Annotated in this window: 23 protein-coding genes; 12 read left to right on the forward strand and 11 right to left on the reverse strand. The window is 58.8% G+C overall.

The genetic code is table 11. The features are described from left to right. Nucleotides 1-5: 5 nt before the first annotated feature. Entirely contained in the window at nt 6-2,813 is a 2,808-nt protein-coding gene (locus BLW66_RS15410; protein ID WP_089948052.1) for a DNA translocase FtsK, read from the forward strand. An 82-nt stretch (nt 2,814-2,895) separates the two neighbouring features. Further along, on the forward strand, nt 2,896-3,501 hold the full coding sequence (locus BLW66_RS15415) for a LolA family protein (RefSeq protein WP_089948053.1): 606 nt from the start codon (nt 2,896-2,898) through the stop codon (nt 3,499-3,501). Between the two features lie 4 nt (nt 3,502-3,505). Here the strand turns inward: BLW66_RS15415 and BLW66_RS15420 are convergent, their stop codons facing one another. Next, the gene (locus BLW66_RS15420) at nt 3,506-4,090 is read right to left on the reverse strand and encodes a transglycosylase SLT domain-containing protein (protein ID WP_089948054.1); all 585 of its coding nucleotides are present in this window, start codon (nt 4,088-4,090) and stop codon (nt 3,506-3,508) included. 94 nt (nt 4,091-4,184) lie between these two features. Beyond that, complete coding sequence (locus BLW66_RS15425) at nt 4,185-5,066, reverse strand: AEC family transporter (RefSeq protein WP_089948055.1); 882 nt, start codon at nt 5,064-5,066, stop codon at nt 4,185-4,187. 85 nt (nt 5,067-5,151) lie between these two features. Here BLW66_RS15425 and hspQ point away from each other — a divergent pair, with 85 nt between their 5' ends. Further along, a complete protein-coding gene (gene hspQ, locus BLW66_RS15430; protein WP_089948056.1) occupies nt 5,152-5,481 on the forward strand; it encodes a heat shock protein HspQ in 330 nt (109 codons plus the stop codon). On the opposite strand, the gene BLW66_RS15435 is transcribed toward hspQ, so the two are convergent. From BLW66_RS15435 to BLW66_RS15445, 3 genes are all read right to left on the reverse strand, one after another. Next, complete coding sequence (locus BLW66_RS15435) at nt 5,478-7,058, reverse strand: gamma-glutamyltransferase family protein (protein ID WP_089948057.1); 1,581 nt, start codon at nt 7,056-7,058, stop codon at nt 5,478-5,480. The genes hspQ and BLW66_RS15435 overlap by 4 nt on opposite strands. 221 nt (nt 7,059-7,279) lie before the next feature. Continuing rightward, complete coding sequence (locus BLW66_RS15440; RefSeq protein ID WP_139254582.1) at nt 7,280-7,813, reverse strand: ATP-binding protein; 534 nt, start codon at nt 7,811-7,813, stop codon at nt 7,280-7,282. Further along, complete coding sequence (locus BLW66_RS15445; RefSeq protein WP_089948059.1) at nt 7,810-8,163, reverse strand: STAS domain-containing protein; 354 nt, start codon at nt 8,161-8,163, stop codon at nt 7,810-7,812. Before BLW66_RS15445 ends, BLW66_RS15440 begins: the two co-directional genes overlap by 4 nt. A 97-nt stretch (nt 8,164-8,260) precedes the next feature. Here BLW66_RS15445 and BLW66_RS15450 point away from each other — a divergent pair, with 97 nt between their 5' ends. The 8 genes from BLW66_RS15450 to BLW66_RS15485 all read left to right on the forward strand — a co-directional run bounded on the left by BLW66_RS15450 (nt 8,261) and on the right by BLW66_RS15485 (nt 17,749). Further along, the gene (locus BLW66_RS15450; protein WP_089948060.1) at nt 8,261-9,427 is read left to right on the forward strand and encodes a thiolase family protein; all 1,167 of its coding nucleotides are present in this window, start codon (nt 8,261-8,263) and stop codon (nt 9,425-9,427) included. Next, a complete protein-coding gene (locus BLW66_RS15455) occupies nt 9,424-9,879 on the forward strand; it encodes a GAF domain-containing protein (RefSeq protein ID WP_089948061.1) in 456 nt (151 codons plus the stop codon). Before BLW66_RS15450 ends, BLW66_RS15455 begins: the two co-directional genes overlap by 4 nt. Nucleotides 9,880-9,961: 82 nt before the next feature. Then, nucleotides 9,962-10,534, forward strand: a complete 573-nt coding sequence (locus BLW66_RS15460; RefSeq protein ID WP_089948062.1) for a helix-turn-helix domain-containing protein — start codon at nt 9,962-9,964, stop codon at nt 10,532-10,534. 1 nt (nt 10,535) lies between these two features. Beyond that, nucleotides 10,536-11,156, forward strand: coding sequence for a LysE family translocator (locus BLW66_RS15465; protein ID WP_089948063.1), 621 nt, complete (start codon nt 10,536-10,538; stop codon nt 11,154-11,156). 99 nt (nt 11,157-11,255) lie between these two features. Then, nucleotides 11,256-13,709: a GcvT family protein gene (locus BLW66_RS15470; protein WP_089948064.1), complete on the forward strand. Its 2,454-nt coding sequence runs from the start codon at nt 11,256-11,258 to the stop codon at nt 13,707-13,709. Nucleotides 13,710-13,739: 30 nt separating this feature from the next. Next, the gene (locus BLW66_RS15475) at nt 13,740-16,181 is read left to right on the forward strand and encodes a GcvT family protein (RefSeq protein ID WP_089948065.1); all 2,442 of its coding nucleotides are present in this window, start codon (nt 13,740-13,742) and stop codon (nt 16,179-16,181) included. 37 nt (nt 16,182-16,218) lie between these two features. Then, a complete protein-coding gene (rarD, locus tag BLW66_RS15480) occupies nt 16,219-17,112 on the forward strand; it encodes an EamA family transporter RarD (protein ID WP_089948254.1) in 894 nt (297 codons plus the stop codon). Nucleotides 17,113-17,128: 16 nt separating this feature from the next. Further along, nucleotides 17,129-17,749, forward strand: a complete 621-nt coding sequence (locus BLW66_RS15485) for an RluA family pseudouridine synthase (RefSeq protein ID WP_089948066.1) — start codon at nt 17,129-17,131, stop codon at nt 17,747-17,749. Nucleotides 17,750-17,755: 6 nt separating this feature from the next. Here the strand turns inward: BLW66_RS15485 and BLW66_RS15490 are convergent, their stop codons facing one another. The 4 genes from BLW66_RS15490 to BLW66_RS15505 form a co-directional block, all read right to left on the reverse strand. After that, nucleotides 17,756-18,337, reverse strand: a complete 582-nt coding sequence (locus BLW66_RS15490; RefSeq protein ID WP_089948067.1) for a VOC family protein — start codon at nt 18,335-18,337, stop codon at nt 17,756-17,758. 54 nt (nt 18,338-18,391) lie between these two features. After that, nucleotides 18,392-18,775: a rhodanese-like domain-containing protein gene (locus BLW66_RS15495; protein ID WP_089948068.1), complete on the reverse strand. Its 384-nt coding sequence runs from the start codon at nt 18,773-18,775 to the stop codon at nt 18,392-18,394. A 10-nt stretch (nt 18,776-18,785) separates the two neighbouring features. Beyond that, the gene (locus BLW66_RS15500; RefSeq protein WP_089948069.1) at nt 18,786-19,670 is read right to left on the reverse strand and encodes an MBL fold metallo-hydrolase; all 885 of its coding nucleotides are present in this window, start codon (nt 19,668-19,670) and stop codon (nt 18,786-18,788) included. 110 nt (nt 19,671-19,780) lie between these two features. Further along, the gene (locus BLW66_RS15505; RefSeq protein ID WP_089948070.1) at nt 19,781-21,205 is read right to left on the reverse strand and encodes an aldehyde dehydrogenase family protein; all 1,425 of its coding nucleotides are present in this window, start codon (nt 21,203-21,205) and stop codon (nt 19,781-19,783) included. 81 nt (nt 21,206-21,286) lie between these two features. On the opposite strand from BLW66_RS15505, the gene BLW66_RS15510 reads away from it, so the two are divergent. Continuing rightward, nucleotides 21,287-21,937 (forward strand): peroxiredoxin, encoded by a 651-nt coding sequence (locus tag BLW66_RS15510; protein WP_089948071.1) that lies wholly within the window; start codon nt 21,287-21,289, stop codon nt 21,935-21,937. Between the two features lie 75 nt (nt 21,938-22,012). Here BLW66_RS15510 and BLW66_RS15515 read toward each other — a convergent pair whose 3' ends face one another. Both BLW66_RS15515 and pnp read right to left on the reverse strand, forming a co-directional pair. Next, nucleotides 22,013-22,573, reverse strand: a complete 561-nt coding sequence (locus BLW66_RS15515; protein WP_089948072.1) for a L,D-transpeptidase — start codon at nt 22,571-22,573, stop codon at nt 22,013-22,015. 169 nt (nt 22,574-22,742) lie between these two features. Then, nucleotides 22,743-24,875, reverse strand: a complete 2,133-nt coding sequence (gene pnp / locus BLW66_RS15520; protein ID WP_089948074.1) for a polyribonucleotide nucleotidyltransferase — start codon at nt 24,873-24,875, stop codon at nt 22,743-22,745. Between the last annotated feature and the right edge of the window lie 99 nt (nt 24,876-24,974).

The following is a 24,974-nucleotide window of genomic DNA, read 5'->3' on the forward strand; positions in this document are numbered from 1 at the left end:
TAGTTATGGCGTATCAGGCAAGGCCACGCGATCCGTTTTTGGACAGCGATATGCAAGCAGCAATCGAGAAGAGGGGCAAGGAGCTCTTCGGCTTCGGTCTGCTCGCGATCGGCGTCATGGTAACCATGTTGCTGCTGTCTTACGTGCCAGAGGACCCAAGCTGGATGTCCGCCACCGACGAGCCTGCGAAAAACTGGCTGGGCCGCTACGGCGCATACCTCGCGAGCCCGTTGTTCATCATCGTCGGTTTCGGCGCGTGGGCCATTCCGTTCGTCGCCATCGTGTGGGGGCTTCGTTTCGTCATGCATCGCGGTGAAGACCGCGCGATCAGCCGCCTGATCTTTGCGCCGTTGGCCATTGCCTTGGCATCGGTTTACGCCTCCACTCATGTTCCGGTTAGCGAATGGACGCACTCCTTCGGGTTGGGCGGTTTGTTCGGGGACACTGTTCTGGGCGCGATTCTGGGCGTTGCACCAATTAGCGCCACCTTTGGCCTGAAGGTCTTGGCGTTCATCGTGTTCTTCGGCCTGATTTTCCTGTCCTTGTTCGTGCTTGGCTTTGACCGCGAGGAAATCAAAACCGCCGCGCGTTTCATGTTGGTTGGTGTCATCCTGACCTACGCCAGCATCATGAAAATTTTGGGCTCCACAGGTAAGGGCGCTGTCTTTGCGGCGGCTAAGGCCAATGATATTCGCCTCCAGCGCAAAGAAGCACGGATGAACGCTGCGGTTGAGACGTACCAAGACGACGTGCCGATTGAAGGCCCATCCCTGCGCCGCGCCCCTATCGTGCACGCGCCGCAACCTGTTGCTGATACCTACCAAGATTTAGAACAGCCCGTGGCCAAGCCCAGCCTGCTGGCGCGCCTGCCGGGTCTGAAACCCTTGTTAGAGCCTGATTACGATGATGAACCCGCTGTGATCCATGACGATGTGGACCCAGAGGATCGCATCAAGTCCAAGATCTCGGACGTGATCAAAAACCGTGGTCGCCGGACCAAACCGCTGGAATACGTGGAGGAGCCAGCCCTACGGCCGGAGCCTCAGCTTACTCGTGGTCGTGGGCCCGAACCGCTTCGCATAGAGCCTAAACTGCGTGAAACACCTGCACCAGAGTACATGCAAGATGACCACGACGCGGTGATCGAGCCTGCTCCGGCAGCACCTGCGCCGACCATCAACCGGATGAACGCACCGCTGACCAAACCCGTCGTGCAACAGCCCGTCCGCAAGCCCGTCGCGCAATCTAAACGTGCCGAAGCCGAGGCGCAGCCCGCGTTGCAGTTTGAAGACAGCGCGTCGGATTTCGAGTTGCCGCCGCTTAGCCTGTTGACCCCAGCCTCCACCGTAGAACGCCACGTTCTTAGTGACGAGGCATTGGAAGAAAACGCGCGGATGCTGGAAGCCGTCCTTGATGACTACGGCGTAAAAGGGGAGATCGTGTCCGTTCGCCCCGGCCCAGTTGTTACCATGTACGAGTTGGAACCAGCGCCCGGCCTGAAAGCATCCCGCGTGATTGGTCTGTCTGACGATATCGCACGGTCCATGTCCGCGCTGTCGGCGCGTGTGTCTACTGTACCGGGTCGCACGGTCATCGGGATCGAATTGCCCAACGATAAACGCGAAATGGTCGTGCTGCGCGAAATCCTCGCCGCGCGTGACTTCGGCGACGGCAACCAGAAGTTGCCATTGGCACTGGGTAAGGACATCGGCGGTGACCCTGTCGTGGCCAACCTCGCGAAAATGCCTCACCTCCTGATCGCGGGGACAACCGGTTCCGGTAAATCTGTGGCAATCAACACGATGATCCTGTCGCTACTCTATAAGCTGACGCCGGATGAATGCCGCCTGATCATGATCGACCCTAAAATGCTGGAACTCAGCGTCTATGACGGCATCCCACACTTGCTTAGCCCAGTCGTAACAGACCCTAAGAAGGCCGTTGTGGCCCTCAAGTGGACTGTGGGCGAGATGGAAGAGCGCTACCGCAAAATGTCCAAAATGGGCGTGCGCAACATCGACGGCTATAACAGCCGCGTCAAAGATGCGCTTGCTAAGGGTGAGATGTTCACCCGCACCGTCCAGACAGGTTTCGACGACGAGACAGGGGAACCGATTTTCGAGACCGAAGAGTTCCAGCCCGAAACCATGCCATACATCGTGGTTGTGGTGGACGAGATGGCCGACCTGATGATGGTTGCCGGCAAGGAAATCGAAGCCTGTATCCAGCGCCTTGCACAGATGGCGCGGGCGTCCGGTATCCACCTGATCATGGCGACGCAACGCCCTTCGGTCGATGTTATCACTGGTACGATCAAGGCCAACTTCCCGACGCGTATTTCCTTCCAAGTGACGTCGAAAATTGACAGTCGCACAATCCTTGGTGAAATGGGGGCGGAGCAGCTCTTGGGTATGGGCGACATGTTGTACATGGCCGGTGGCTCCAAGATTACGCGTATTCACGGGCCATTCGTGTCGGATGAGGAGGTTGAGGAAATCGTCAACCACCTGAAATCATTCGGGCCACCATCTTACATGTCCGGCGTGGTCGAAGGGCCGGCAGACGAAAAATCCAACGACATCGACATGGTGCTTGGCCTTGGCGGCAACACCGACGGCGAAGATGCGCTCTATGACACGGCGGTGCAAATCGTCCTGAAGGACCGCAAGTGTTCCACCTCCTATATCCAGCGCAAGCTGGCGATCGGCTACAACAAGGCAGCCCGCCTTGTGGAGCAGATGGAGGAGGAGGGCGTTGTCTCCCAAGCCAACCATGTTGGTAAACGTGAGATACTTGTGCCAGAGCAGCACTAGCCTTTGCGCAATATTGCGCTCTATGTCAGCTTCGTGAAGGGCCGAGGGTTTAAACCCCCGGCCTTTTGCCTATCTTGAGCTTATGATGATTAAACAACTGATCCTTGCCCCCATTCTGTCGCTCGCTTTGGCAGTGCCAGCTATGGCCGATAAGATTTCGCTCTCCGAAGTCTCGAAATACCTCAACAGCTTTCAAACCGCTAAGGGGGAGTTCACCCAGATCAATGGTGACGGCTCCGTCACCACCGGCGAGATCCTGATCAAACGTCCGGGCCGTATCCGCTTTGACTACGCGGCACCAGACAACAGCTTGGTGATTGCCGGCGGTAGTCAGGTGGCTGTGTTTGACCCGAAATCGAATGTCCCGCCGGAGCAGTTCCCGCTAAAGCGGACGCCTTTGAACCTGATTCTGGCACGTAAGGTTGATTTCAGCCGTTCCAACATGGTTGTTGGTCACCGCGACGATGGCACAGCCACTGTGGTGAAGGTTCAAGACCCGCAGCACCCAGAATACGGGAACATCCAGCTAAAGTTCACCGATAATCCGGTGCAACTGCGCCAATGGGTCATCACCGATGACGCAGGCGGCCAGACGACGGTTATTCTGGGCGATCTGAAGACAGGTGTGAAAATCGGTGCGCGCCCGTTCAACATCCCACAGGAAATACAGGCACGGGGGCTTAACTAAGCCCCTACGCTTTCCCGCATCTGATCAATTGGTTGCGGTACATCTCTGAGCGGTCGGCAACGGCCTGCGATACGCGCAACAGCCAGGACTTGGCGTTATACGATCCACGGGCGAAGCCGGTACGGCCTTCATGATAGGCAAGGTACTGGCTTCGTGCGTCGTATTTGGAAATGCCCAAACGCTCTGTGCTGCCGTGCATATACCAGCCCATAAAATCGACCGCGTCGCGGAATTTTTCGCGCTTGGCGCCGAACCGGCGCTGGTCAACTTGGTATTCTTTCCACGTTGCATCCAACGCTTGGCTGAAGCCGTATGCAGAGCTTTGACGCCCCATAGGAATCACGCCAATGGCATAGCGGAACGGCGTGCGCGCATCGCTCACGAATTTGCTCTCTTGGTGAATAGTTGCCATTTGCACGTGGACGGGAATGCCCCATTTGCGCTCCACGGATTTCATGTCGCTCAGCCAGCTTGCGCGCTGCGATACGATCGAGCACGCGTTGTCTAAGTTCCGTGGCGGTGTGCCGCCACCGCCGCCGCATGCGGACACGATCAAAACTAACGCTAACGCGGTGAATATCTTTTTCATGGTACCTGCTCGCCTTGATTTGGCTTTGTGCCTTTTTGGCTTTGCCAAATCTTAACGTAAATTCCACGTTACGCAAACTGCACAATCGTCAAGATTAGATCAAAAACGCCAATGTGAGCGGTATGTAGCCAACCGACAGCAGCGTGGAAACCACCACAAGCCCCGCAACAACATCGCTATCCGCCTCGTATTTCACCGACAACAGGTAGGAGGTCACCGCAACCGGTGTCGACACTTGCAACACCAGTACCGCGAATGGGATCGGTGGCAATTCAAACCACATGCCCGCGGCGGTGGCCGCTGCGACGCAAATCCCTGCCTTTATGGTTGAGGCCACGACAGCTTTGCCCACGCCTTGGGGCTTCAGGCGTGCCACCGCGACGCCCAAAGTGATCAGCATCATTGGAATGGCCATCTGCCCGATAAGCTCAATCGAATTTGTTAGAAAGCGCGGGGTTTCCCAATCCATCACCAAAAACAACGCGCCCAAGATAGTTGACGCCACGAGAGGTTCCTTCAAAACTTTACTCAAAGAGCCGCCGCCAGACACCAGCCAGACGCCGAAGGTGAACGAGTAAATCGCCATGATCGCGAAGATCACAACGGCGTAGCCTAACCCCTCATCGCCAAATGCGAACAAGGCGAGTGGCAAGCCAAGGTTGCCTGTGTTTCCGAAAATAAGCGGGGCCAGATAGGTGCGAACGTCCATCCGGCCAAGCTTGACCAAGACGAAACATGCAATGGTAACAATGCCGTAGGCTGCAACTGCCGCCAAAGACACGATGGTCAAAGCGTCCGGTGCGATCTCCGTGCGCATTAGCGCGGAGAAGATCAAACATGGCACAGACAGGGTCATCGCAAGACGAGTTACGAACTCGATCCGGTAGTCAAAACCAAGCTTTACCCACGTGAAGCCGATAGCCGCCAAGATGAAAACGGGGGCCACAATCTCCAAGACCGTAAGAAGTATGTTCACAGACTGTTTCCTTGAAAATTGCTGCCCATTCATGGACAAACCACCCCCTGAAGGTCTATCTAGAGGGTGTAAAGGTTGCAACATTATGCTGAAAACTCAGGCTAAATTCACATTGGGCCAGATCGTGCGCCATAAAAAACACCCCTTCAGGGGGGTGATTTTTGACGTGGATGCAGAGTTTTCGAACACGGAAGAATGGTACGACAATATCCCGAAGGAAAGTCGCCCGCACCGTGATCAACCATTCTACCACCTGCTCGCGGAGAACGACGAAAGCTATTACGTCGCTTATGTTTCGGAGCAGAATCTGGCCGCCGACATGACCGGAGAGCCGGTTGACCACCCAGACCTTGACGCCATGTTCGGTGCCTACGACGGACGCGGTAAATACCCGTTGCAGTTCGACTTTAACTAGTAGCCCAACGCGCAGCCGTCTTTGCGCGGGTCCGACGCCCCGTGAAGCACGCCATTTTCGCGGTCGATATAAATCGCCTGCGCGCCGCCGATCGGGCCACTGTTTGTCACAACGTTATGCCCCAAATCGCGCAATTCTTGCTTAACGGTGTCCGAGTAGCCGCTCTCAACCCGCATTCCGCTGGCCTCTGAGAAGCAGCGCGGTGCGTCGATTGCGTCCTGTGGGGTCATTTCATAATCCACAAGGTTCGTTAAAAACCGCACGTGCCCGTTCGGCTGATATGCGCCGCCCATCACGCCGAACGGCATGATGACCTCGCCATCCCGCCGCAGCAGGCCCGGAATAATTGTGTGCATTGGGCGTTTGCCACCGCCTGCTTCGTTTGGATGCCCCTCTTCAATGGTGAAACCCGCACCGCGGTTTTGAAACAAAATGCCAAACTTATCGGAGGCCAACCCAGAGCCGAAGCTGTGGAAAATCGAATAGATAAGCGACACAGATGTCAGATCCTTGTCGACCACCGTGATATAGACGGTATCCTTGTGGACCTGCTCGGACACTGCCGCAGGGCTCTCCATCGCCTTTTTAGGGTCTATTAAAGCGGCCAAACGTTGCGCTGTTTCGGGGGCCAACATGTGGTTCACTCGGGTGGTGTGATCGGCGTCTGCCAAAAACCGGTTGCGAGCGTCATAGGCCAGTTTGGTGGTCTCGGCCTCGATGTGGGCGCGTTCTGCGCCGAACGGGTCCATAGACGGCAGGTCAAACTGCGCCAGCATGTTGTTCATCAAGATTGCAGTTGCACCCGTGCCATTCGGTGGGTGTTCCACCAGTTCGGTGCCTTTGTAGGTGCCGGATATCGGCGTCGTATAATCGCAGCTGGTGGCGGCGAAATCATCAAGCGTGTGGCAGCCACCCGCTGCGTTTAACGACGCAACCATGTCTTCCGCGACTTCGCCCTCATAGAACCCCGCGCGCCCGAACTCCGCGATCTGGCGCAACACCTTGGCTTGTTCCGGCGCGCGGAATATCTGACCAGCAGTCGGCACCTTTCCATCTAGCAGGTAGAACTGCGCGGCTGACCCTTTAAGAACCGTTGCGTCGTTCTTCCAGTCAAAGCTGGTGCGCGGGGCGACAGGCACACCTGCCTCGGCGTAGTAAATGGCGGGCGCAAGGACTGCCTTCAGACCCAGCTTGCCGTGATCCTTGCTGAGTTTGCAAAATGCATCGATTGCACCCGGGATCGTCACGGCGTCTGGCGTGTCCAGCGGGACTGTCTTCAACCCACGGTCCCGCATTTCCGCGCTAGACGTGCCCATGGCCGCGCGGCCCGATCCGTTCAACGCGATGGCATCCGTGTCCCCTGTCTTTTGCATAAGCACAAAGCAGTCGCCGCCAATCCCGGTCATCTGCGGCTCGCAAATCCCCAACAAAACCGCGCCAGCGATTGCGGCGTCTACCGCGTTGCCGCCGGCTTCCAGCATTTGCACGGCCACCTTCGCGGCCAGCGGGTGTGATGTAGCGCACATGCCGTTGGTGGAAAAAACCGTTGATCGCCCCGGCTGTTGAAAGTCGCGCATGACTGCTCCGTCCTTTTGAATTCGATCAAGAGGATAGGCGGTGAGGCTCGATTGTCTATGAGGTATTGCGCGGCAGAGGACGTTTCATTGGGGTGTCCTCGGCGTCACGCATCTGGGTGGGGGCTGATAAACGTGACGCCGAGTGAAGCTCTGCAGCTACCCTATGTGGATGGCATCGGATTAAGGCGCCCTCACGGGGGGTATGTGGCAATTTTGCGTGCTTAATGCGGCAAAAAGTGGGCGTCGGCGATGGGCAGATTTGCTCTGGCGAGATCGCTTTGTTCCGCGGATGCTGTAGGTATTTGAACGCAAAAGATATTTTGCGTCCCCGTGCGGCGATATTCCAGATGTGACGACAGGCTTCGGATGAAGAACCATCCGAAGCCCCCTTCCGGCAAATCCTCTACATCCATTGGTATCTCTTCCAACTCAGAATCAGGCGGGGAGAGCCCCGGCATGGGCACGCCGAAGTCGCGCGTCTCGATAGAGATCATATCATCCGTGCACAGCACAGAGATCGTCACATCCCCGAGGTTGGATGCCTGATAACTGTGTTCCGAAATGTTGTTAAGAACCTCTGCCAGCACAATTTCTGTGCTGATAACGCCTTCGGATTGTGACGGAAACTCGTGTTGCAGCCGTTCCATAATCTGAAGAATGGTTTCGCGCACGGTTATTGGATCGGCGTTGATAACTTCCTCAAAGTGAAGGCGCGGCGCGCCTAAACTTCGTGGTTGAGTGGCTAGATTGCTCACGCGGCGTTGGCACCTTCGGGGCCGTCGCTCGCCAAAGCTTGCTCCACCGTGGGGTGGATCGGGAAGACTTTGTTCATGCGGGTCAGCCTGAAGACCTTATCAACCGCTGCCGTCAGCCCGCAAAGTTCCAAGCTTTTGCCTTGCAGGGACTTCAGTGCAGCCACCATCGCGCCAAGGCCGCTGCTGTCCATGAAGGTCACGGCAGACAGGTCCATAATGACCCGCCCTGACGTATCTGCGGTGGCTTCCCTGAAGCTATCCTTGAAATGAATGGCGCTGGCCGCATCAATGCGGTTGGCGGTTAGGGTCAAGACCAGAAGGCCGTCCGTGGTTTGGGTGATTTGTAACATGGTCCGCTCTCCTGATCTTTTCAGGGTCTTGGACTAGACGTCAAAGGTTACCATTCTGTATGCATTCGTCAGTCGCTCTCAGCAAAGGTGTTTCAAAATGTCCGTATATATCACTGGTGCAAGCCGAACCCCGATGGGCGGCTTCCAAGGCGCGCTTGCCACGGCCGATGCGCCACAACTGGGCGGGGCGGCGATCAAGGCGGCGTTGGCGCAGTCCGGCCTGACCACCGTTGACGAATTACTGATGGGCTGTGTTTTGCCCGCAGGTCAGGGGCAGGCCCCCGCGCGACAGGCAGGCTTCGCGGCAGGTCTTGGTGAGGAAGTTCCGGCCACGACCCTTAACAAAATGTGCGGCTCTGGCATGCAGGCGGCGATGATGGCGTTCGATCAACTGGCGCTTGGCCACAGCCAAACCATGGTTGCGGGCGGCATGGAAAGCATGACCAACGCGCCCTACCTACTGCCGAAAATGCGCGGCGGGGCCAGAATTGGCCACCAAGCCGTGCAGGATTCGATGTTCCTCGACGGGTTGGAGGACGCTTACGATAAGGGGCGCCTGATGGGCACCTTTGCCGAAGATTGCGCCGAATCCTTCCAGTTCACCCGCGAGGCGCAGGATGAATACGCGCTGCGGTCCCTGTCGAACGCGTTGGCGGCGCAAGAAAGCAACGCCTTCGTAAATGAGATCGCTGCTGTAGAAACAGGCGGTCGCAAGCCCGTCACCGTGTCTGAGGATGAACAACCAGCCAAAGCGCGCCCAGAGAAGATACCGAACCTGAAACCGGCGTTCCGCGAAGGCGGCACCGTGACGGCGGCAAACTCTTCGTCTATTTCTGACGGTGCGGCGGCGCTGGTGATGGCGTCAGAGGCGGGCGTGAAGGCCCACGGGCTGACGCCGCGCGCACGGGTTGTGGGCCACGCAAATCACGCGCAGGCGCCGGGCCTGTTCACGACCGCGCCCGTCCCCGCCGCCCGTAAGCTGCTGGACCGCATCGGTTGGAGCGTGTCCGACGTTGATCTTTGGGAGGTAAACGAAGCCTTCGCCGTGGTGCCAATGGCTTTCATGCACGAAATGGGCGTGGAGCGGGACATCGTGAACGTCAACGGCGGCGCATGTGCGCTGGGGCATCCCATCGGGGCGTCCGGCGCGCGTATCATCGTGACCTTGTTGAACGCACTGGAAACCCGTGGCTTGAAGCGAGGCGTTGCGGCAATCTGCATCGGCGGCGGTGAAGGCACGGCAATCGCGATAGAGCGCGTCTGATGGTCGATTATCCAACGCTGGCCAAAACAGTCGCGGCGCTGGTCGACGGCGAAGACGACGCGGTTGCCCTGATGGCGACCGTGGCTTGCGAGGTGCATCACGCCGACGACCGCTTTAACTGGACGGGGTTCTACCGCGTGGTCGCACCCGAGGTGCTGAAGATCGGGCCCTATCAGGGTGGGCATGGATGCTTGGTGATCCCGTTCTCGCGCGGGGTGTGCGGTGCGGCGGCGCGTTTGGAGCAAACGCAGCTGGTGGCTGACGTCGACGCCTTCCCTGGCCATATCGCGTGCGCGTCCTCAACGCGTTCAGAGCTGGTGCTGCCTGTTTGGAACAAGGCGGGCCAGCTTATCGCGGTCTTTGACATCGACAGCGACACGCCGGATGCCTTCACTGCCGAGGACGCGGACCAGATGGCGAAGATTTTGAAGGATGTTTTCGACCAAGTTTAGCGCGCGTGATCAAATTTCACTTGCGCGACTCGTGCATTTTGTACTTTGGTGAAAAAAAGTCGTCAAATTTCACGAAAGTCGGATGAAGCATACCCAACCAACCCAAACTGTGACCTTAGGCGCGGACCTGCGGGCGTTGCGGAAGGCGCGTGGGTTGAACCTTGCGGACTTGGCGGAAACGCTTGGCCGCTCGGTGGGGTGGCTCAGTCAGGTGGAGCGTGACATGTCCGAGCCCTCCATCACCGACCTGCGCCACATGGCGAAAGCGTTAAACGTGTCGGTGTCCAGCCTGTTCCGTCAGGCGGCGTCCACCGTTAAAGAACAGGGCCTGATTGTCAGGGCAGGGTCGCGCAGACCCATCGGCTCCCGCGAGGCGGGACTGACCGAGGAGCTGTTGTCCCCCGACCTGACTGATGACTTCGAGATGGTCCACTCCACCTTTGAGCCGAACAGCCAGATCACAGAGCCCGTGTGCCGCCCGACGCAAGAAGTCGGTTACGTGGTGTCCGGCAAGCTGGATCTATGGATTGCGGGAAACACCTTTTCCCTCGATGTGGGCGACAGCTTCCGCATCCGTGGGGAGCCGTTTCGCTGGATCAACCCTCACCCGACACCCGCCGTGGTGATCTGGGTCATCGCGCCGCCGGTGTATTGAGATGTCTTGGGAGGGATGGATCATATTCGCGCTGTTCTGGGTCGTCTTTGTGGCAACCCCTGGACCAAACGCGGTAAACTGCATCCAGAACGGCATGGCGCACGGCTTCAAGCGCTCTATGTGGGGCGTCGTGGGGATACTGACGCAAGCGTCGCTGTTCCTGCTCCTCTCCGCGGCTGGGGTCACAGCATTGCTCGCCAACGCGCCGGAGGCCTTCTTTTGGGGCAAGCTCATCGGTGCTGGCTTCTTGGTTTTCCTTGGCGTGCGCGGCCTTTTGAATGCGAACAAGCCCGTGTCCCCGCGCCACGTCTCCGCGCGGTCCATCTACGGGCGGGCATTCCTGATCGCGACAATCAACGTCAAATCCGTGGCGGGCTATTTCGCCGCTTTCACCCAGTTTGTGCAGCCCGACATTCCGGTTTGGTCGCAGATGTGGGTGATCATGCCCACGGCATTGGTGATCACAACACTAAGCTACACAGGCTTCACCGCAATTGGCGCGGGCCTCGGGCGGGCGGCCATCGGGGCGGTTCTGAATGTCTGGGTCAGGCGCGTGATGGCCATATGTTTTATCGTTTATGGCGTGCTGCTTGGCAGCTCTCCAGTACCACAGCGGGCGTAATGAACACGCCCGTCAGACCAAGTTTAGACAGTTATAAAATTCGCCGTATTGGGCGCACATCAACACATGCGGACCATGTCCGTCAGGAGGAGCAAAACCATGAGTGATTTCCCTACAACCGCACGCGTTGTCATTATCGGGGGCGGCGTCGTCGGCACATCGACCCTGTACCACCTTGCGAAGGCAGGCTGGACGGATTGTGTCCTTCTGGAAAAGAACGAGCTCACCGCGGGCTCCACTTGGCACGCGGCAGGCAACTGCCCCAACTTCGCGCCGAACTGGGCGGTGATGAACATGCAGCGCTACGGGCTGGAAATGTACCGTACCTTGGCGGACGACGTCGATTATCCGATGAACTACAACGTGACCGGTGCCGTCCGCTTGGCACATACTAAGGACCGGATGAAGGAGTTTGAGAAAGTAGCCTCCCAAGCCCGTTATCAGGGTCTGCAAATGGATATCTGCACCCCCGCAGAGCTGAAAGAGCACAACCCCTTCATGGATATCCACGATCTGGAGGGCGGTCTGTGGGATCCGCTTGATGGCGACATTGATCCGGCGCAGTTGACGCAGGCCTTGGCCAAAGGCGCGCGCGCTGCCGGTGGCCGGATCGAGCGGTTCTGCCCCGTAACAGGTGTGGACCGTGACGGCGATGAGTGGATCGTGAAGACCGTCAAAGGCGAAATTCGTGCGGAGTTCGTCGTGAACTGTGCAGGATACTACGCGCAACGCGTAGGCGAGATGTTCAAGCCTTTCGGCGGGCGCACGGTGCCACTGGTCGTGATGTCACACCAATACTTCCTGACCGAACCAATCGCAGAGATCGAGGCTTGGACAAAAGAGAACGGCCGCAAGATGCCGATGATCCGCGACGTGGACGTCAGCTACTACCTGCGCCAAGACAAATACGGCCTGAATCTCGGCCCATACGAGCGCAACTGTAAGGCGCATTGGGTCACCCCAGAAGACCCTATGCCAGAGGATTTCTCGTTCCAACTCTACCCCGATGATCTCGACCGGCTGGAATATTACATCGAGGACGCGATGGAGCGTGTGCCGTCTTTGGCAACCGCAGGCATCGGGCGCAACATCAACGGCCCCATCCCCTACGCACCTGACGGCCTGCCAATGATCGGCCCAATGCCCGGCGTCAAAAACGCGTTTGAGGCGCACAGCTTCACCTTCGGCATCGCGCAAGGTGGCGGTGCCGGTAAGGTGCTGTCCGAATGGATCATGCACGGCGAAACCGAAATGGACATGTGGGCCGTCGATCCGCGCCGCTACACCGATTACGCGGATCACGACTACTGCCTGTCCAAGGCGCTCGAAACCTACGGCCACGAATACGCGATGCACTTCCCGCATCACGAATGGCCCGCCGGTCGCGACAAAAAACTGTCCCCGAACCACGCAAGCTTGCTGGCGTCAGGTGCACAAATGGGTGCCTACAACGGCTGGGAGCGCGCCAATTGGTTCGCCAAAGACGGCGATGACACTTCCGAAGACGCGACCCAAACATGGGATCGCAACGGCCCATGGGCTGTACGTATCCAAGAAGAGGTCGAGGCCTGCACTAACGGTGTCGGCGTTCTCGATATGCCGGGCTTTTCGCGTTATGCGCTCAGCGGCGACGGTGCCGCTGAATGGCTGCGTTGCCAGATCGCGGGCGCATTGCCAAAAGCAGGCCGCATGAACCTCGGCTATTTCTCCGACAGTCGTGGCCGCATTGTCACCGAGGTGACCATCATCCGCTGGGGTGAGGACGACTTCTGGATCATGACCGCAGCCGTCGCGCAGTGGCACGATTTCGAGTTCCTCAAAGGGCGCCTGCCTGCCGATGGTTCTTTGTCGCTGACAGACATCACCAAACAGTGGTCGACCAAGCTGGTCACCGGCGCAAAATCGCGCGAACTGATCCAAGAACTGGCCCCCGACGCGGATCTGACAACCGGCTGGCTCACCATTCAAGACGCCGTCGTGGCAGGTAAACCGGCCAAACTGTTCCGCATCTCCTTCGCGGGGGAATTGGGCTGGGAGGTTCACACCTCCTTTGAGGATAGCGCAGCCGTCTACGACGCAGTGCGTGCCGCTGGCGCGACCCCGTTCGGCATGTACGCGCTGAACTCCATGCGGATCGAGAAGGGCTACCGCACGTGGAAGGGCGATTTGTCGACCGACTACACCTTGCTGGAAGGCGGCTTGGATCGCTTCGTACGCTTGAACAAGGAGCAGGACTTCCCAGGCAAGGCAGCCTTGACCGCTGAGGCGGAAACAGGCCCTAAAAAGGCGTTTGTGACCCTGATTGTGGACGCTGGAGACTCTGATGCGCCCTATATGTCACCCGTTTGGATGGGCGATGAAATCGTTGGCGAAACTACCTCCGGCGACTGGGGGTACCGGATCAACAACTCCGTTGCCTTGGGGGTCGTCAGGATCGACGCCGCCAAGCCCGGAACGCAGCTAGAGGTCGAAATCTTCGGGGAGCGTTGCCCCGCGGTCGTGCAAGAAGACCAACCGCTGTGGGACCCTGAAAACACCCGCATCCGTGCATAAAATACCTCGCGGTTTGAAAGGACTAATCACATGACACTTCCTACACATGCACGCGTCGTCATCATCGGCGGCGGTATTATCGGGTGCTCGGTCGCGTACCACTTGGCCAAGCTGGGCTGGAAAGACATCGTTTTGCTGGAACGCAAACAACTGACGTCCGGCACCACATGGCACGCGGCGGGTCTGATCGCGCAACTGCGCGCGACGAAAAACATGACCAAGCTGGCCAAGTATAGTCAGGAACTCTACGGCGATCTGGAAGCCGAAACGGGCGTCGCGACGGGGTTCAAACGCTGCGGCTCTATCACTGTCGCACTGACGGAGGAACGTCTGGAGGAGATCAACCGACAGGCCGCTATGGCGCGGTCTTTCGGGGTCGAAGCAGAGTCTATTTCGCCCGAAGAGGTCAAAAAGCGCTACGAGCTCCTCAACATTGACGGCGTAACCGGCGGCGTCTACCTGCCGCTGGACGGACAAGGCGATCCGGCCAACATCGCGCAGGCTTTGGCCAAAGGCGCGCGCCAGAACGGTGCCTTGGTCAAGGAAGGTTATCTGGTCACGTCGATCGAGAAGGAAGGCCGCCGCGTCACTGGAGTGACGTGGGAAGACAAGAACGGTGAAACAGGCTCTATTCAGGCCGAACACGTCGTAAACTGCGGCGGTATGTGGGGGCACCAAGTCGGCCGGATGGCAGGCGTAAACGTCCCGCTCCACGCGTGCGAGCACTTCTATATCGTGACCGAAAGCGTGCCCGGACTAACCCAAATGCCGGTGCTGCGCGTGCCGGATGAATGCGCCTACTACAAAGAGGACGCGGGCAAGATGCTCCTCGGCGCGTTTGAACCTGTGGCCAAGCCTTGGACGCTCGACATTCCTAAGGACTTCGAGTTTGACCAACTGCCCGAAGACTTCGACCACTTCGAGCCTATTTTGGAAGCCGCCGTAGATCGCCTGCCAATGTTGGCGGAGGCGGGGATTCACACCTTCTTCAACGGGCCGGAATCATTCACACCGGATGATGCGTACCACTTGGGGCTGGCGCCAGAGCTGGACAACTTCTGGGTCGCGGCTGGCTTCAACTCCATCGGCATTCAATCCGCTGGCGGCGCGGGCTCCGCGCTGGCCCAATGGATGGACGAAGGCGAAAAGCCTTTCGATCTGGGCGACGTCGACATCAGTCGGATGCAGCCGTTCCAAGGCAATCGCACCTATCTGTATGAGCGCTCGAAAGAGTCGCTGGGCCTGCTCTACGCGGATCACTTCCCGTACCTGCAAAAGAAAACCGCCCGCGGCGTGCGCCGCACCCCGTTCCACCAACATCTGTTGGAACGCGGCGCTGTGATGGGTGAATTGGCTGGTTGGGAACGCGCCAACTGGTTCGCCCGCGAAGCCCAAGAACCGGAGTATCAATACAGCTGGCAACGTCAGAACTTCTTCGACAACGTGCGCGAAGAACACATGGCAATCCGGCAGAACGTCGGCCTCTATGATATGTCTTCTTTTGGCAAGATTAGGGTCGAAGGGCGCGACGCTGAGGCCTTCATGAACTACGTTGGCGGCGGCGACTATTCCGTGCCCGTTGGCAAAATCGTCTATACGCAGTTCCTGAATTCCAAAGCGGGGATCGAGGCCGATGTGACCGTCACGCGGCTGGAGGAGCACGCCTATCTGGTCGTGACCCCCGCCGCCACGCGGCTTGCGGATGAGACATGGCTGCGCCGCAACGTCGGCAACTTCAACGTTGTCATCACCGATGTGACCGCTGGCGAAGGCGTGTTGGCCGTCATGGGGCCGCGCTCTCGCGAGTTGCTACAAGCCGTATCGCCTGCCGATTTCAGCAACGAGGCGAACCCCTTCGGGACCGCGCAGGAAATCGAGATCGGCATGGGCTTGGCGCGGGTGCACCGTGTCACCTACGTGGGGGAGCTGGGCTGGGAGGTCTACGTCTCCAGCGATATGGCGGGTCATGTGTTCGAGGTGCTGGCCGAGGCAGGCCACGACTTCGGGATGCGGCTGTGCGGTATGCATATGATGGACACCTGCCGGATCGAGAAAGGCTTCCGCCACTTCGGCCACGATATCACGTCCGAAGATCACGTGATGGAGGCTGGCCTCGGCTTTGCCGTCAAAAAGGACAAGCCCGACTTCATCGGTCGCGAGGCCGTGCTGGACAAGGCTGAAAAGGGTCTAAACATGCGCCTTTTGCAGTTCAAGCTGATTGAGCCTGAGCCGCTGTTGTACCACGCCGAGCCTGTTTTGCGTGATGGGGAGTTGGTCGGTTACCTCACGTCCGGGTCTTATGGCCACCACTTGGGCGCGGCGATGGGCATGGGCTATGTGCCCTGCCACGGCGAGAAACTCGCGGATGTTCTGGCCTCCACTTATGAGATCGACGTCGCAGGCACGCGCATCAAGGCGGAGGTCTCCTCCAAGCCGTTCTACGACCCGAAGTCTGAACGCGTGAAAGTCTAAGGCTTGCAACTGGCGGACCATGGTGGTGAATACCATCATGGTCCGTATTAATGATATCCCCGCAAAATCCGGTGACAGCCCCGCAGGCATGGGGTTTGCCGTCTCGGCCTACTTCCTGTGGGGGTTTCTGCCTTTGTATATGAAGGCGCTGTCGCATGTGCCCGCTGCCGAGGTGGTGGCCCACCGTGTGATCTGGTCTATCCCGATTGCGGGGCTGGTGCTGATCTTTTTGGGGCGCACCAAAGATATAAAAGAGGCTCTAACATCGCCCAAAATGCTCGCTATGGGCTGCGTCACTGCCGCGCTCATCTCGATAAACTGGGGGATCTATGTCTGGGCGATCAACACCGGCCACGCCTTGGACGCAGCACTTGGGTATTACATAAACCCGCTGTTCTCTGTGTTTATGGGCTTCGCGCTTCTGAATGAACGGCTGACCCGCATGCAGTGGGCCGCGATTGCATTGGCCTTTGCCGCAGTGGTGGTTCTAACCGTTGATTCTGGCCGCGTCCCGCTTGCTGCAATCGGTTTGACCGTGTCGTGGGGGTTCTACGCGTTTTTCAAGAAATCCCTGCCCATCGGCCCCAATCAAGGCTTCCTGCTAGAGGTGCTGATCCTGTCCATTCCGGCCTTGGCCTATTGGGGCTATGCGACGGGTACGGGCAGCAGCCACTTCACAACCGACACATTGCTGTTGCTGGGCTGCGGTGTGGTGACCTCCGTACCGCTGATGCTATACGCCAACGGCGCCAAGCGGCTAAGGCTGACGACAATTGCGATCTTGCAGTACATCGCGCCGACGATGATTTTCCTCGTCGCGGTTTTCGTCTTCGGGGAGCCGTTCGGGCGGGCGCGTGGCATCGCTTTTCCGATGATCTGGGCCGCCTTGGCGCTCTACACATACTCGATGGTGCGCAACCGTGGTAAGTAGCGCGTACAACCCGCCCATGGACCCGCTGGACGTGATCCACGAAGACGCCGAGCTGTTGTTGGTGAACAAGCCTTGCGGCTTGCTCTCGGTTCCTGGCAAGGGGCCAGAGCTGGCCGATTGCCTGATCACCCGCATTCAGGCCGTGTTTCCGACCGCCTTACTCGTCCACCGGCTGGATCGCGACACATCCGGCGTCATGGTGTTCGCGCTGACCAAATCCGCGCAGCGCCATCTGGGCCTTCAGTTTGAGCGACGTCACACCAAGAAAACGTACATGGCCATTGTGCACGGTAAGGTCGAAGGCAAGACGGGTGAAATCCATTTGCCGATGATCGTGGACTGGCCCAACAGGCCGCTGCAACACATCAACTTTGAGCATGGCAAACACGCGGTCACCCAATGGCGCCGCGCCGCTGTGAAGGATGGCACCACGCGGATGCGCCTTTACCCGCATACTGGGCGCTCGCACCAATTGCGCGTCCACATGCGCGCGATGGGCCACCCGATTGTGGGCGATCCGTTTTATTCGGATAACGCGGACGACTATCCGCGCATGATGTTGCACGCCGAAAGCCTGAAGTTGCGCCATCCGCAGGGCGGCAAGGCGGTGGAGTTCAAGGCGAAAGTGCCGTTCTAACAGGGTCTAATATGGCGATCTAGCGCTGCGATCGTCTGACAGAGAGCTCTGCGTTCGCGTCACAAGCGCCTCTATAGCGTCGGCCAGATGGACTTCCCCGATGCTATCGTCGCCAGCCTTCACCCGCAATTTATGCGCCTCAATCATGACGTCGGCGTGGGTGCAGCCTGTGGGCGGCTCAAACTTGTAGCAAGCGCATTCGATCAAGAAGCCAAGCGGATCCTTAAAGTAAATGCTGTCCATAAAACCGCGATCTTTGTGGCCGGAGTGGGTGATGCCGCGCGCGTCCAGCCGTGCCTCAATTTGCCGGAAGGTGGCCAGTGACACGTTGATTGCCAAGTGATGGACGCATCCCGCGTCTGCCGGCGTGCGTTCGTGTTGGCGCGCGCGGTTCTCGTTGGTGAAGATGGTGATCAGCCTGCCGTCACCGGGATCGAAATACAGATGCCCCTCGTTCGGGTCATCCAGATTGGGTTGGTCGAATACGAAGGGCATGCCCATCACGCCCTCCCAAAAGTCGATGGAGGTTTGCCGATCCGCCCCCATCAGCGTGATGTGGTGGATGCCCTGTGACTGGATTTTACGCATGGTGGTTTTCCTCCTGTATGCCAAAAGCCTAGCGGATTGCGGCGGCCAAGCAAGCTAGCCGTCTTTGGCCATCTCTTTGGGGGCGCCGGTGCTCATGTCAGTTCCCGTGTAGGTTAGGCCCGCCTCTTTCCACGCGCCGAAACCGCCCTCCATATGCGCGACCTTGTCGAACCCGTGTTTCAGGCAAAGCTCGGCCACCTTCCGCGACCGCACGCCGGAGCCGCAGTGAAGCACCAACTGCTTGTCCCCACCGCTTGGCAGGTGGTCAGGATGGAAAGCCTGCATCGGCGCGAGGAGCGCGCCCCCGATACGCTCGAACGTGAATTCCTGCGGGGTCCGCACGTCGATCAGCACGATTTCGTTGCGCTCAAACGCGTCGTGCGCCTCCTTCGGTGTCCATATCTCCAGCGTGCCGCCGTCTATGTTTTCCGTTTTCATGATGCGTCTCCTAAAATTTGTTCAGTGGGATTTTCAGGTACTGCGCGCCGTCCGCTTCATCGTCGGGAAGCCGTCCCGCGCGAAGGTTCAATTGCAGTACGTGCAACATGCGGTCTGGCAGCGCGAGCGTCTTGTCGCGTGCCTCCCGCTTCTGGACGTAGGCGTCCTTGTGGACGCCGCCGCCGATGTGGATGTTGTGCCGTCGCTGCTCCGCCACCGTGGACTCCCACGCGGGGGTATCCTCGTAGTCGTGGCCGATGAACAGGCGGGTCATCTCCGGCAACGCCAGAATTGACTTCAGGCTGTCATACAGCTCCTCCGCCGATCCGCCCGGAAAGTCGCAGCGCGATGTGCCAACGCTCGGCTGCATAAACGTGTCATGCACAAACGCGGCGTCGTCGCCGACCACATAGGTGATGGAGCCCAGCGTGTGCCCCGCCGACAGCATCACCCGCACGGGCAGATTGCCGATCTTAAAGGTATCGCCGTCGGCAAACAGGTGGTCGAAATCTTGGGCGGGATCGAAGGCGTCCGGAAGGTGGTAATAGTCCCGCCACATCGCCGCGATGTCTTTGACCTTCTCGCCAATGGCGTTGGGTTTTCCGAGCCGCTCCTTAAGGTAGCTGGAGGCCATTAGGTGATCCGCATGCGGATGGGTGTCGAGGATCCATTCGATCTCGCTGCCCTCGCTTTCCGCGAACCGCAGGATCGCGTCAACGCGCTCCGAGGAAATAGCGGCGTTTTGTGGATCGAAGGTCATCACCACGTCAATCAGCGCGGCTTTCCGCGTGTCAGGGTCGGTGACGAGGTATTGGATGCTGCCGGTGTCGTCGTCATAAAACCCGACGACCTCAGGCGATTGCGCGCCATTGCTGCGGCTGGTCCGTGAAAACATTGGCTACCCTCCGTGTTTGCTTCTCTCATAAACATTCCGGAAGGCGAATTCGTTCCGACGCAAATGCGCGGCAGTAGGGCGGGCCGAACCTCTGTCCGGCCCGCAAAAGGTTATTTCCAGCCAGATACGGCCTTCACCTCCAGGAATTCTTCGATCCCGAACACGCCACCTTCGCGCCCGTTTCCGGACTGCTTGTACCCGCCAAAAGGCGATCCCTTGGCGAAGCCCGTCCCATTGGTTTCCACCATGCCTGACCGCAGGCGACGCGCCACGCGGCGGCGTTTCTCGGTGTCTTCGGTCTGGACGTAGTTGGTCAGCCCGTAGGGGGTGTCGTTGGCCATGGCGATCACGTCGTCTTCGTTGTCGAATGGCATCAGGCACAGCACCGGCCCAAAGATTTCCTCTTTGTAGATGGTCATCTCGGGCGTCACGTCGGTGAACACCGTGGGCCGCGCATAGTAGCCGCGGTTCAGGCCGTCAGGGCGGCCTGCGCCGCCCGCCAGAAGTGTCGCGCCTTCGTTGATGCCGGTCTCAATCAGGCCTTGCACCTTGTCGAATTGCATCTGCGAAACCAGCGGCCCGATGTGCCGGCCGTCTTCGGACGCGGGGGCCACTTTGGTTGCCTCAGCCGCTGCCTTGGCCTGCGCCACGGCCTCGTCGTAGCGCGGGCGCTCGACAAACATGCGCGTCGGTGCGTTGCAGCTTTGCCCCGTGTTGCCAAAACAGTGCCTCACGCCATCCGTCACAGCCTCCGCGCGGGCGTCGGCGAAGATGATGTTGGCACCTTTCCCGCCCAACTCCAGCGACACGCGCTTCAAGGTGTCAGCGGCGGATTTGCTTATCAGCTTGCCCGCGCGCGACGATCCGGTGAAGGACACCATGTCCACGTCAGGATGCGCCGACAGCTGCGAACCCACGCCCGGCCCGTCGCCGTTGACCATGTTATAGACGCCCGCAGGGAAGCCCGCTTCGTCCATGAACTCGGAAAACAACACGCCCGACAACGGCGCGATCTCGGACGGTTTCAGCACTACCGTGCAGCCTGCGGCAACTGCGGGCACCACTTTCAGCACAATCTGGTTCATTGGCCAGTTCCACGGGGTGATCAGCGCGCAGACGCCAATCGGCTCGCGCAGGGTCATTTCAGTGTCTGTGTAAGGGGTTTCAAACTCGAATGCTTCAAACGCGTCAATGAAGCCTTCCAGATGCCAAGACCCCGCGCCAACTTGCTGCGCGCGCGCCATTTTCAACGGCGCCCCCATCTCAAGCGATATGGCGCGGGCCATTTCCTCGGACCGCGCATTGTAGACCTCTAGCAGCTTGCGCAGCAGCGCCAGCTTTTCCGCCTTGGGCGTGAAGGCCCAGTCGTCAAATGCCGCGCGCGCGGCGGCGACAGCGGCGTCGGTGTCGGCCTGCCCACCAAGGGAAATCGTGGCGCAGACCTCCTCATTGGAGGGGTTAATCACGTCAAATTCCTGCGCCGCCTCGGGTGCGACCCATTGACCGTTAATGTAGAAATTCTTCAGATTGGACATCGGATGCTCCGTTGAGGGGGTGTGTATAGGCGCTGCAGATCATATATTGGGACCAGAAACCACAAATAGAAGGGGACCGCCATGGGCCTGCGTATTAACGACACTATCCCGAATATCACCGTAGCGACCGATAAGGGCGACATCAGCCTGCACGACTTCGTCGGCGACAGCTGGGCCGTTATCTTTTCGCACCCGAAGGATTTTACCCCCGTCTGCACCACTGAATTTGGCGCGGTTGCGCAGCTGGCCGATGAATGGGCCAAGCGCAACACCAAGGTTCTGGGCGTGTCCGTCGACGGCGTGGAAGAGCACGTAAAATGGAAGCGCGACATCGAAAAAGTGGCCAACGCCAAGGCCGAGTTCGCCATCGTCGCCGACATTGACCTGACGATGGCCAAGGCCTTCGACATGCTCCCCGCAGAGGCATATCTGCCCGATGGCCGCACCCCTGCTGACAGCGCCACCGTGCGCTCCGTCTTTATCGTGGGGCCGGACAAGCAGCTGAAGCTGTCCATGACCTACCCGATGACCGTGGGCCGCAACTTCGCGGAAATCCTGCGCGCGTTGGACGGGTTGCAGATGTCTGCCAAAGGCGTGGCAACACCGGCGAACTGGCAGCTTGGTCAGGACGTGATTGTGCCGCCAGCGGTCAGCACTGAAGACGCCACCGCCAAGTTCGGGGACGTCACCGAAGTCCTGCCGTACCTGCGCACGGTCAAAGCGCCAGCCTAAGCCCCGCTTAGCCCTACAAACGCGAAGGCCGACCCAAACGGGTCGGCCTTTTGCATTTCGGGGGATGTGGCTGGCTTAGTGAAGCACAACCTTCGTGCCCTCTGGCACCTGTTGGTACAGATGCGCGATGTGGGCATTGGTCAGGCGCACGCAGCCGTTCGACACGGCGGAGGCAATCGTCCAAGGCGCGGATGTGCCGTGAATGCGCAAGAAGGTATCGCCCTTGCCGGGTGTGAACAAATAGAGCGCACGCGCACCAAGCGGGTTGTTCGGGCCGCCCGGCATGCCGTCCTCAAACTGCTTGTAGGAGGCAGGGTCGCGCTTGATCATGTCTTGCGTCGGCGTCCACGATGGCCAGTGTTTCTTGGCCCCCACATGGAACGTGCCGGACTCGTACAGCCCCGCTCGGCCGATGCCGCAGGTGTAGCGGATGGCCTTGCCCTCTGGCAGGGTCCAATACAGCGCAAAGGCGCGCGGGTCGACGTGGACTTCACCCGCAGGCAGGTCGCCTTGCAGGTTGATAATGCGGGGCTTGTAATCCTCGGGCATGACCCAAGTTTTGCGCTGCGCCAGCGCAGGGGTGCCCAATGCGGCAGCGGCAAGCGATGTGGTCAGAAGTGTGCGGCGGTTTATCATCGTGGTCCCTTCCTCTCCCCGACGTTAGGCGCGGGGCGGTATTGTTGGCGTCAGTTTAACCGACAACCGGTCAAATGGGCAATAACACCCGTGTGATCAACGCGTGGATGGTAAAAAGGCTCCGATGTTTCCACCGGAGCCTTAAATTTTCTAGAAAAGAGCGGGAGGATTAGTCCTCTTTCTTCTCTTCTTTGACTTCTTCGCCAGTTTCCTGATCGACAACTTTCATCGACAGGCGAACCTTGCCGCGGTCGTCGAAGCCCAGCAGTTTGACTTTCACTTCTTGGCCCTCTTTGAGGACGTCGGAAGGGTGGTTCAAACGGCGGTTCTCGATTTGAGACACGTGGACCAGACCGTCGCGTTTGCCGAAGAAGTTCACGAAAGCGCCGAAGTCGACGATTTTCACAACGGTACCGGTGTAGACGGCACCTTCTTCTGGCTCTGCTACGATCGAGTGGATCATGTCGTAGGCTTTCTTGATGGCGTCGGCGTTGGCGGATGCGATCTTGATGATGCCTTCGTCGTTGATGTCCACTTTCGCGCCGGACACTTCCACAATCTCGCGGATAACCTTGCCGCCGGAACCGATCACTTCGCGGATTTTATCCGTTGGGATCTGCATGGTTTCGATACGTGGGGCGTGCTCGGAGAACTCGCTTGCTGTGGACAGCGCTTTGTTCATCTCGCCAAGGATGTGCAAACGGCCAGCTTTGGCCTGATCCAGTGCTTTGGACATGATGTCAGGCGTGATGCCTGCCACTTTGATGTCCATCTGCAGCGAGGTGATGCCGTTCTCGGTACCAGCCACTTTGAAGTCCATGTCGCCAAGGTGGTCTTCGTCGCCCAAGATGTCCGACAGAACCGCGTAGGAGCCGTCGTCTTCAAGGATCAGACCCATAGCAACACCGGCAACCGGTGCTTTCAAAGGCACACCAGCGTCCATCATCGACAAGGAGCCACCGCAAACGGACGCCATCGAGGAGGAGCCGTTGGATTCGGTGATCTCGGACACCAGACGGATGGTGTACGGGAAGTCGGTCGGCGCTGGCAGAACGGCCTGAAGGGCGCGCCATGCAAGTTTACCGTGACCGATTTCGCGGCGGCCTGGAGGGCCGAAACGCCCAACTTCACCCACAGAGTAGGGAGGGAAGTTGTAGTGCAGCAGGAAGTTGGACTTATACATGCCTTGCAGGCTGTCGATCATCTGCTCGTCGTCGCCGGTGCCCAGTGTGGTCACAACCAGACCTTGGGTTTCGCCGCGTGTGAACAGGGCGGAACCGTGGGTCCGTGGCAGCAGGCCAACTTCGGATACGATGTCGCGAATCTCGTCCAAGTTACGACCGTCGATGCGCTTTTTGTTCTTCACCACGTCGCCACGCAGGACGGTGGATTCAAGCTTCTTCAGCGCGGACCCAAGGTTCTCGTCGGCCAGTTGCTCTTCAGACAGACCTTCTTTCGCGGTCTCTTTGGCAGCGGCAACAGCGGCGGTGCGCTCTTGCTTGTCAGAGATCGCGTAAGCGGCGCGCATGGCTTGCTCGCCGGATTTAGCAACGGCCGCATAAAGGTCGGAGTAATCAGGAGGCGTGAAGTCAAACGGCTCTTTGGCGCATTCGCCAGCGAAGTCCATGATCAGGTCGATAGCAGGCTGGATTTGCTGGTGGGCAAAGTTCACCGCGCCAAGCATTTCTTCCTCGGACAGCTCGTAAGCTTCCGATTCAACCATCATCACGGCGTCTTTGGTGCCTGCAACAACAAGGTCCAAACGCTGCTCTGGGTTGTAACGCAGGTTGTGCATGTCATCGAGTTCTGGGTTCAGGATGTAGTCGCCATCCTCATAGCCCACGCGGCACGCGGCGATCGGGCCCATGAACGGTGCGCCGGAAATGGTCAGCGCAGCGGAGGCGGCGATCATCGCAACCATGTCCGGATCGTTAACCAGATCGTGCGACAGCACAGTACAGATCACCAGAACTTCATTCTTGAAGCCAGGGGCGAACAGCGGGCGGATCGGACGGTCGATCAGGCGCGATGTCAGTGTTTCTTTCTCGGTGGGGCGGGCCTCACGCTTGAAGAAGCCGCCGGGGATTTTACCCGCAGCGTAGTATTTTTCGTTGTAGTGAACGGTCAGTGGGAAAAAGTCCTGACCCGGCTTTTGCGCTTTCGCAAAAGTCACGGCGGCCATAACGGAGGTCTCGCCGTAAGTGGCAATCACGCAGCCGTCCGCTTGACGGGCAATCTTGCCGGTTTCGAGTGTCAGGGTTTCTTCGCCCCACTCGATGGATTTCTTTGTCACGTTAAACATGTATCGTTTCCTATATAGGAGCACTCCCGGCCTTCCGGGTCTCCCGTGTAAATAGCGGCCCCATTGCCGCCGACCCCAATCCTCTTGCATGCACCCGGG

Origin of the sequence: Litoreibacter albidus (assembly GCF_900107015.1) — a bacterium.
In the GTDB taxonomy this organism is placed as follows: Bacteria; Pseudomonadota; Alphaproteobacteria; order Rhodobacterales; family Rhodobacteraceae; genus Litoreibacter; species Litoreibacter albidus.

What these genes read in the sequence shown, in the direction of transcription:
- BLW66_RS15410 (WP_089948052.1), top strand. Translation starts at nt 6, where the DNA reads ATGGCGTATCAGGCAAGGCCACGCGATCCGTTTTTGGACAGCGATATG.
- BLW66_RS15415 (WP_089948053.1), top strand. Translation starts at nt 2,896, where the DNA reads ATGATGATTAAACAACTGATCCTTGCCCCCATTCTGTCGCTCGCTTTG.
- BLW66_RS15420 (WP_089948054.1), bottom strand. Translation starts at nt 4,090, where the DNA reads ATGAAAAAGATATTCACCGCGTTAGCGTTAGTTTTGATCGTGTCCGCA.
- hspQ (WP_089948056.1), top strand. Translation starts at nt 5,152, where the DNA reads ATGCTGAAAACTCAGGCTAAATTCACATTGGGCCAGATCGTGCGCCAT.
- BLW66_RS15435 (WP_089948057.1), bottom strand. Translation starts at nt 7,058, where the DNA reads ATGCGCGACTTTCAACAGCCGGGGCGATCAACGGTTTTTTCCACCAAC.
- BLW66_RS15445 (WP_089948059.1), bottom strand. Translation starts at nt 8,163, where the DNA reads ATGTTACAAATCACCCAAACCACGGACGGCCTTCTGGTCTTGACCCTA.
- BLW66_RS15450 (WP_089948060.1), top strand. Translation starts at nt 8,261, where the DNA reads ATGTCCGTATATATCACTGGTGCAAGCCGAACCCCGATGGGCGGCTTC.
- BLW66_RS15460 (WP_089948062.1), top strand. Translation starts at nt 9,962, where the DNA reads ATGAAGCATACCCAACCAACCCAAACTGTGACCTTAGGCGCGGACCTG.
- BLW66_RS15465 (WP_089948063.1), top strand. Translation starts at nt 10,536, where the DNA reads ATGTCTTGGGAGGGATGGATCATATTCGCGCTGTTCTGGGTCGTCTTT.
- BLW66_RS15470 (WP_089948064.1), top strand. Translation starts at nt 11,256, where the DNA reads ATGAGTGATTTCCCTACAACCGCACGCGTTGTCATTATCGGGGGCGGC.
- BLW66_RS15475 (WP_089948065.1), top strand. Translation starts at nt 13,740, where the DNA reads ATGACACTTCCTACACATGCACGCGTCGTCATCATCGGCGGCGGTATT.
- rarD (WP_089948254.1), top strand. Translation starts at nt 16,219, where the DNA reads ATGGTCCGTATTAATGATATCCCCGCAAAATCCGGTGACAGCCCCGCA.
- BLW66_RS15485 (WP_089948066.1), top strand. Translation starts at nt 17,129, where the DNA reads ATGGACCCGCTGGACGTGATCCACGAAGACGCCGAGCTGTTGTTGGTG.
- BLW66_RS15490 (WP_089948067.1), bottom strand. Translation starts at nt 18,337, where the DNA reads ATGCGTAAAATCCAGTCACAGGGCATCCACCACATCACGCTGATGGGG.
- BLW66_RS15495 (WP_089948068.1), bottom strand. Translation starts at nt 18,775, where the DNA reads ATGAAAACGGAAAACATAGACGGCGGCACGCTGGAGATATGGACACCG.
- BLW66_RS15500 (WP_089948069.1), bottom strand. Translation starts at nt 19,670, where the DNA reads ATGTTTTCACGGACCAGCCGCAGCAATGGCGCGCAATCGCCTGAGGTC.
- BLW66_RS15505 (WP_089948070.1), bottom strand. Translation starts at nt 21,205, where the DNA reads ATGTCCAATCTGAAGAATTTCTACATTAACGGTCAATGGGTCGCACCC.
- BLW66_RS15510 (WP_089948071.1), top strand. Translation starts at nt 21,287, where the DNA reads ATGGGCCTGCGTATTAACGACACTATCCCGAATATCACCGTAGCGACC.
- BLW66_RS15515 (WP_089948072.1), bottom strand. Translation starts at nt 22,573, where the DNA reads ATGATAAACCGCCGCACACTTCTGACCACATCGCTTGCCGCTGCCGCA.
- pnp (WP_089948074.1), bottom strand. Translation starts at nt 24,875, where the DNA reads ATGTTTAACGTGACAAAGAAATCCATCGAGTGGGGCGAAGAAACCCTG.